General features: G+C 59.5%; 5 protein-coding genes and 2 tRNA genes. 4 read left to right on the forward strand and 3 right to left on the reverse strand.

What is annotated here, in order from left to right; all coding sequences use genetic code 11:
- Positions 1–210: 210 nt before the first annotated feature.
- From CJ255_RS20345 to CJ255_RS20355, 3 genes are all read left to right on the forward strand, one after another.
- Positions 211–1,584 (forward strand): sensor histidine kinase, encoded by a 1,374-nt coding sequence (locus tag CJ255_RS20345; protein WP_097645913.1) that lies wholly within the window; start codon positions 211–213, stop codon positions 1,582–1,584.
- Positions 1,585–1,661: 77 nt separating this feature from the next.
- A tRNA-Ala gene (locus CJ255_RS20350) sits at positions 1,662–1,734 on the forward strand.
- An 8-nt stretch (positions 1,735–1,742) separates the two neighbouring features.
- A tRNA-Ala gene (locus CJ255_RS20355) sits at positions 1,743–1,818 on the forward strand.
- Positions 1,819–1,913: 95 nt separating this feature from the next.
- Here CJ255_RS20355 and CJ255_RS20360 read toward each other — a convergent pair.
- From CJ255_RS20360 to rpoD, 3 genes are all read right to left on the reverse strand, one after another.
- Complete coding sequence (locus CJ255_RS20360) at positions 1,914–4,352, reverse strand: FAD-binding oxidoreductase (protein ID WP_097645914.1); 2,439 nt, start codon at positions 4,350–4,352, stop codon at positions 1,914–1,916.
- 101 nt (positions 4,353–4,453) lie between these two features.
- A complete protein-coding gene (locus CJ255_RS20365; RefSeq protein ID WP_097645915.1) occupies positions 4,454–4,723 on the reverse strand; it encodes a hypothetical protein in 270 nt (89 codons plus the stop codon).
- Between the two features lie 242 nt (positions 4,724–4,965).
- A complete protein-coding gene (gene rpoD / locus CJ255_RS20370; protein ID WP_097645916.1) occupies positions 4,966–6,099 on the reverse strand; it encodes an RNA polymerase sigma factor RpoD in 1,134 nt (377 codons plus the stop codon).
- A gap of 760 nt (positions 6,100–6,859) precedes the next feature.
- On the opposite strand from rpoD, the gene CJ255_RS20375 reads away from it, so the two are divergent.
- Positions 6,860–7,264 (forward strand): PPOX class F420-dependent oxidoreductase, encoded by a 405-nt coding sequence (locus CJ255_RS20375; RefSeq protein WP_165774851.1) that lies wholly within the window; start codon positions 6,860–6,862, stop codon positions 7,262–7,264.
- Positions 7,265–7,372 lie beyond the last annotated feature (108 nt).

Genomic DNA, 7,372 nt, shown 5'->3' on the forward strand with positions numbered 1-7,372 from the left:
CTTTAGTCGGCTTCCCATCGCTGCCAAAGACCTCAGCCGACTAAAGTCGGCACTACGATGACCGCCCATGGACTATTCAGCATGACAGGCTGCTGGGGTAATTAAAAGTTTCTGCCTCCCTTAATCATCACTCGTCACTCGTCACTCGTCACTCGTCACTCGTCACTCATCACTCGTCACTCGTCACTCGTCACTCGTCACTGGTATGCTATGGATCGCCTCTGGTTACAACTCACCCTTGGTTTTGCACTGGTCACCTGCGTGGCCATCTTCACAGTGGCATTCGTGGCTCAACGCAGCGTTGCCGAGAGCTTTCGGGGCTATGTGGCACGTAGCCAAGTGCTAGAGAGTGGCCTCCTGGATCGCTTGGCGAGCCACTACGCAACCAACGACTCGTGGGTCGGAGTTGAAACAGGCATGACCTCTCTGCGTGGGGCTGGACGTGGGGCTGGGCCGGGGCCGGGATCGCCGATGAGTAGCAACATCATGCTGACCGACCGCCATGGTCGGGTTGTTGCCGATCCACAAGGACTTGGCGCTACATTCAACCTGGAACGCACACGCTACAACGATGCCATACCCATTATGGTCGAAGGCGAGACGGTAGGCTATGTACTGGTGCTTACGAGCCGGGGTGCGGCGCTTCCGCTGGCGGCCCAGAGTTTTCTTGAGGGGCTCAACCGTGCCATCTGGAGTGCCGGGCTGCTCGCTGGCGGCCTCGGTCTCATCTTAGGGCTGCTCATCGCTCGTGGCATTGCGGCCCCCTTGCAGCGCCTCGCCAACGGAGCGCGGCGGATTGCCCAAGGACACCTGAACGAACGGGTGCCTGCGCGTGGCCCCACTGAGGTGCAGGCGGTAGCCGTGGCCTTCAACGAGATGGCCGGGGCTCTTGAGGCGGGCGAAATACAGCGCCGCCAAATGGTTGCCGATATTGCCCACGAACTACGTACCCCCCTCACCGTGGTGCAAGGCAACCTGCGCGCCATCCTTGATGATGTCTACCCCCTCGATAAGCGGGAGGTTACCACGATCTACGAGACGACCCTTGGGCTGCGGCGTTTGGTAGACGACCTGCGCGATCTCTCGTTGGCCGAGGCGGGCCGGCTTGACCTCCATCGGCAAGCGGTGAATGTAGCCGCACTGCTCGACCAAGAAGTGGCGCTCTTCGCTGAACTCGCCGCCAGCCAAACGCTCAGTTTGGCTGCCGACGTTGCGCCAGCATTGCCCCCACTGCATGCCGATCCACAACGTCTCGCTCAGATTTTCCACAATCTCGTGAGTAACGCCTTGCGCTATACGCCAGCCGGTGGCAGCGTGCGCCTCACAGCCGAACCTGATGGCCCCACCCAGATTCGTTTCAGCGTCATAGACAACGGCGTAGGCATTGCGCCCGAGGAGCTACCCCACATCTTTGACCGCTTCTACCGCGCTGATCGCGCCCGCTCACGGGCAAGTGGTGGCAGCGGCCTCGGCCTCGCCATCACCCGCGAACTGGTACGCCTGCACGGAGGGAACCTTACGGTAACCAGTAGCCCCGGCACAGAAACGCGCTTCTGCTTTAGCTTACCAGTGTTCAAAGCCTAGCTTTGCTTTCGGCCTTTCGGATTTTCGGGTTTTTATTTGACATTGCCCCCAACCCCTGCTATACTACTCCCCGTTGCGGGCACATAGCTCAGTTGGGAGAGCGCGACAATCGCACTGTCGAGGTCCGGGGTTCGAATCCCCGTGTGTCCACGTTATTAGGGCCCATAGCTCAGCTGGGAGAGCGCAACACTGGCAGTGTTGAGGTCAGCGGTTCGATCCCGCTTGGGTCCACCAGATGTTACCAGAGGGGGCACGGTAAACCGTGCCCCCTCTGGTGTTGCACCTTAGACGCTCTTGTTCTCGTTCGTTGCAAAAATGCACGAGAACGGCTACGGTAGCACTTTACCCGGATTCAGCAAACCCAACGGATCAAATAGGGCTTTGATGCGCCGCTGTGCGGCGAGTTCGCCGCCACTGAGCGCTTGGGCCATGAAGGGGCGCTTTAAGCTGCCGATGCCATGTTCGCCAGAGAGCGTCCCGCCAACGGCGAGGGCCGCTGCAAAGACCGCGTGGGCACACGGCCAGAGCCGCGCCATTTCGTCGGGATCGCTTGGATCAAAGAGGATGTTGGGGTGCAAGTTGCCATCGCCAGCATGCCCAAAGACGACAATTGGGAGCCCGTAGGTGGTCGAGATCGCATTGATGTGCGCGACACACGCAGCGATCTGCGTAACCGGCACGCAGATATCTTCGCCAAGCCGCCGTGGGCGCAAGCGCGTCAAGGCAATCGAAACAGCCCGCCGCGCTTGCCAGAGCAGCCCTTCATCGGCGGGGGTGCGGGCGCTCTCAACGAGCGTAGCGCCGCCCTGATGCGCTAGGTCGGCAAGGTGTTGTGTCTCCGCATGCACCGCTTCTGGTTCACCATCGGCCAACAGCAGCAGCATAGCCCCCGTGTCATGCGGCAAGCCAAGGGCGATATAGGCTTCAACCGCCGCCAAACATGGCCCATCCATCAACTCCATGCCCGCCGGCACAAGCCCAGCAGCCCTGATCTGTTCCACCGTGGCACAGGCAGCCTCAAGGCTGGCAAAGAGCGCCATCGTAGTACGGCGGGTGCGCGGGGCCGCAATCAGGCGCAAGGTTGCCCCCGTGATGATCGCGAGCGTCCCTTCGGAACCAACGAGCAACTGCGCCAAACTCTGGTCACAGCCCTGCCCAATAAGCCCGTCGCCCCACTGCACTACTCGCCCATCGGCCAGCACAGCGGTCACAGCGAGCAGATAGTCGGCAGTGACACCATACTTCACACAGCGCGGCCCTCCGGCGTTGCATGCCAGATTGCCCCCAATGGTCGCAACAATCTGGCTTGAGGGATCAGGCGGGTAGCAGAGCCCCTGCGTTTCGGCGGCCCGCTGCACCTCCGCTGTCGTTGCGCCCACACCAACGCGGGCAACCTGTTGCGTTATGTCAATTTCAATCTGATCAAGGCGATTAAGTGCCAGCACCAGCGCCCCGGGGCTGGGCACACTGCCGCCCGCTAGGCCACTGCCAGCGCCACGACAGACCAGCGGAATACCATGAGTAGCGGCAAGCCGTACCAGGGCCGCAACTTCAGCCGTGTTGCCCGGTATGGCCACCGCAAGGGCCGCCCCTGCTGGTTGGGCAATCGAAGCGTCAAGCTCATAGCATGCCAACTCATCCGGGTGGGTCAGCAGGTAGCGCGGGCCCACAATGGCACGGAACTGATCTGTGGGAAACGCGCATGCGGCACGGTCACTATTCAGCGTTGGGCTAAGGCGCAAACCTGGGAATGCGGGCGGCACGCCCTCGTCTGGTCTTCGTGGACTGGAAGCCCGCGATTCATGGAGCAGTGGTGGTGCTACCAATTCCGGCGGAGCAACAGGCGCATGAACGCCCAACTCGGTTGCCAACTGGCCCCCGACCCGCTGTGCCAGCGCCCGAATGGTAGCAAGCAAGGCTTGCACAGAGCCATCAGGCGGCGGGGTTTGGCCTAGCCCCTCATCAGGAACCACGAGGTGCAAGGCCCCAAGCCCCGCATCGCCCCAGAGCTGGATGGTAGAACCATAGTGTTGGGCTGCCCGTTCAGCCTGAGCCACAAAGCCAGCAAGGTGGCCACGCGGCAGGGTCAGATCGAGCGTGTGGGAGGAACCTAGTGCCACCTGAGTAGCCGCCAAAGCCTCCCACATCGCCCAGGGATGCTCTGGTGTAGCCAACAGTTCAGCGCCTTCGGCCTGCGCCAACTGATCCAACTCTTCCAACTGGCGCGCCACAACCGCCCCATGCTGCTCCAATTCAGCGAGCAGCAATCCGGCACCTGTGTGGTTACGGGCAAAAGCCAAGGCGCTCAAGGCAAACCCAGCAGCATCGAGGCGGACGCCCAGGCGACAAGCAGCAGCCAGATTGGCACAACGCAGCAGCCGCAGCGCCCGCACTGGCGGCAGGGGGCACAAGCTCAACGTCAGGCTTAGAGGCCGCCCCAGGGCCAACCTTTCGCCGCCAGCCAGCGCCCGCCAAAGGCCATAGCCAGTGGCCCGCTTGAGCGTAGGGCCACCCAGCATTACATGGGTACCGTTGGCATCCTCAAGCAGGGCCGCACGCAGATAGCGCCCCAAGGGGCCATAGCGCAAACGCCGCCTGCCACCGGCATTACGCGCCAGCAGCGTCGCCAGACTCAAGTCGGGCAGCAACGGCTCAAGCGGCAAAAAGAGTTGCTGGTGGGCAAGCGCAACATTGAGCGCCTCGGGCGTCAGCGTCGCGGACACCGTCACCACAAGGGCTCCGCGTTCAAGCTTCAACGGGGGCGTCATACCATTTACGATTGTAGATTGCAGATTGCAGATTGCAGAACATGGCGTCCCAATGGGTGTTAGTGTTCTTGATCATGCGACATGTTCAAGGGTAATTGGTATCACTTCCACAACGAATTCCAGATATCCTGAATCGTTGTCTGCACCCCGGCAAGAGTCTGGCGCACGGGATCAGGCGAGAGGCGCGCATCAAGGCGGGTACGCGCATCATCCAGCACCTCATTGAGCAACTGGTGCGATTCAACCGCGTGCAAGCGGGTAATCACTTCCGTATACGCTTCAAGCAACTCAGCCCGATCGGCCTTCGGCGTCTCGGTGAGCAGATTCTCCAGAATTTGGCGCGTCTGGTCGCGAAAGGTTTCAATAGACATAGAGACCTCCGAGTCATGCTATGTCTATTATACGCTCACGGCGGGGGTTTGGAGGCGGCGAAGCCGCGCCCAAAAAACTCTTTGTTAGCGCGAAAAAGCCTTGGGTTGGCAGGCGACCTCGCGGTGGCTTCGACAGGCTCAGCCACCGCGGTGGCTGAGCCTGTCGAAGCCAGCCTAGCGCATTGAGACGCCATGTCCGGCTTTCAACTATCGGCTATCGGCTATCGGCTTTGGTATCACTCCTAATCCAAATAGCCACGCAGCTTCTTCCCAAGGTGGGGATGGCGCAGTTTACGCAGAGCAACCGCCTCGATCTGGCGAATGCGTTCGCGTGTTATCCCAAACTCAACCCCAACCTCTTCGAGGGTGCGGTAGCGCCCATCTTTGAGGCCATAGCGCAACTGGATGATCTTACGCTCGCGTTCGGGCAGCTTCTGCAGCACCTCTTCGATCTGTTCGCGCAGCATTGCAGCAGCGGCAGCCTCAGAGGGCGTCGAGATACGCTCGTCCTCAATGAAGTCACCCATACGCCCTTCGCCCTCTTGGCCCACCGGCATCTCGAGCGAAAGCGGATGCATACTGGCTTCGAGGGTGCGGCGCACCTTAGCCGCACCGATGCCCATGGCTTCAGCAATCTCTTCGGGCGTAGGTTCACGCTGCATTGACTGCTGGAGCTTATGGCTGGTGCGTTTGACCTGACTAATCGCCTCGCCCATATGGACAGGCAGGCGAATCGTGCGACTCTGGTCGGCAATCGCACGCGTAATGGCTTGACGAATCCACCATGTGGCATAGGTACTAAACTTATGCCCCTTGGTGTAGTCAAATTTCTCGACTGCGCGCATGAGTCCAATGTTCCCCTCTTGCACCAGATCCATCATGGTCAGGCCATAAGAGGTATACTTCTTGGCAATGGAAACCACAAGGCGCAGGTTGGCCTGAATGAGATGCTGGCGTGCATCTTGGCCACGGGCAAAAACCCGTTCAAGCTGCAAGCGTTCACGCCCGCCCACATACTCCTCACGATCCAAACAGCCTCGTGCGGCATCGCCAGATTCCATTGCCTTGGCCAATTCAACCTCTTGCTCGGCGGTGAGCAACGGCACTTGACCAATCTCCTGGAGGTACATACGCACAGGATCATCAAAAGCGATGTCGGCCAAATCGGGTTCATGCAGCGGCTCATCATCACCTGTAAGACCATTTTGCACGAGATCGGCAGCCGACTCGACCACCTTGATCCCCTCGGCCTGAAGCTGCGCGTAGAGCTGATCAACCTCAATCACGTAGAGTTCAGGATGAGGAAAGGCTTCAAGAATATCGCCATAGGTGATATAGCCGCGCACGCGCGCCAGTTCTAGCAATCGCTCGCTCATCGACCCCGACTCCTGTGTACAGCAATCGTTCTGCGTAAGCATTCTCGTATCCAGGTAACGCCCAACATCCCTATTCCATACCAACAGGATAGGCGGTGTATGAACATGATACACAAGATGTTAAGCCTCACCCACCATCAGGCTACCATACGACCTGTACAGTACGTTAGAGGCTATCTGAAAAGGCCATGAACTGGCGCGTTGGAGTGCCGACTTCAGCCGACTAAAGCCGGCACTCCAACGCGTGCCCACTAACTCTATCAGACAGCTCCTTAGGATCTTTTCCCGCCACACCCCGACGTACTAAGGTCTATCGTAGCCAAGCTAGAGAACTAAGGGGGCCGGAGCAGGTTTTGTCGTCCCACTCTGGCCCCTCGTAACCATGTGTGGTGCCGTTTGGCACAAAGACCGGGCCGAGCGCAATAGGACGCTAACCCCACAGCCTTTCACACAATCCAGGGGCGCGATCTTGGCACCCCATTTAGCTTGCCGCAGGTACTATATCATTATGCAACGGTTAAAGTCAACCCCCTTTACGTAAGTCTCTGGTTGTAGATTGTGAATCTTTGATGACATTTGGGGAAAATGGGTATTTTTGTTGTGTGTTGGCGGCGAAGCCGCCAACACACAACAAAAGGATGCGTGCGGAAGCTTCTATGCCGCACCCCCACGCCCCCACCGACAGCCACCATTCTCCTCTGCCAGAGGATCAGAGTTGGGGTACAATAAAGGGAGTATGCTGCGCTGTTTAAGGAGGCCCATGAGCCAGGAAACGATCATTAGTCCGGCACAACGTGCCTTTCTTGAGGGTCGCCATTATGCGGTGATTGCAACTCTCAATGGTGATGGAAGCATTCAACAAACGGTGGTCTGGTATCTGCTTGAGGGCGATGAGATCCGTTTTGGTATTGGTGCAGGCAGCGTCAAGGCGGCCAATCTGCGCCGCAACCCAACGATTAGTGTCACCATTGAGGATAGCACGCGCTACCTGACGCTCAGTGGCCAAGCCACCGTCGAGCCGGTTGACCCTGAATTGCGCTCGCGCCTCGCGCAGCGCTACTTAGGCCCTGAACGGGCCGCCGATTGGCTAACCAAACGCCCCGATGCCCCCCGTGCAAGTGTGCGCGTGCGGGTGCTGCGTACCTATGGCCAGGGTGTGCGCTAAAGAGCACTTCCGGCAAGTGTTTGTTAGCGCAAAAAAGCTCTGGGCCGCGCCGCTTGGCTTCGACAGGCTGGTTTCGGCAGGCTCAACCACCGAGCCAGCGGCGCGGTG

This window comes from Candidatus Viridilinea mediisalina, from assembly GCF_002532535.1.
GTDB classification, from domain to species: Bacteria; Chloroflexota; Chloroflexia; order Chloroflexales; family Chloroflexaceae; genus Viridilinea; species Viridilinea mediisalina.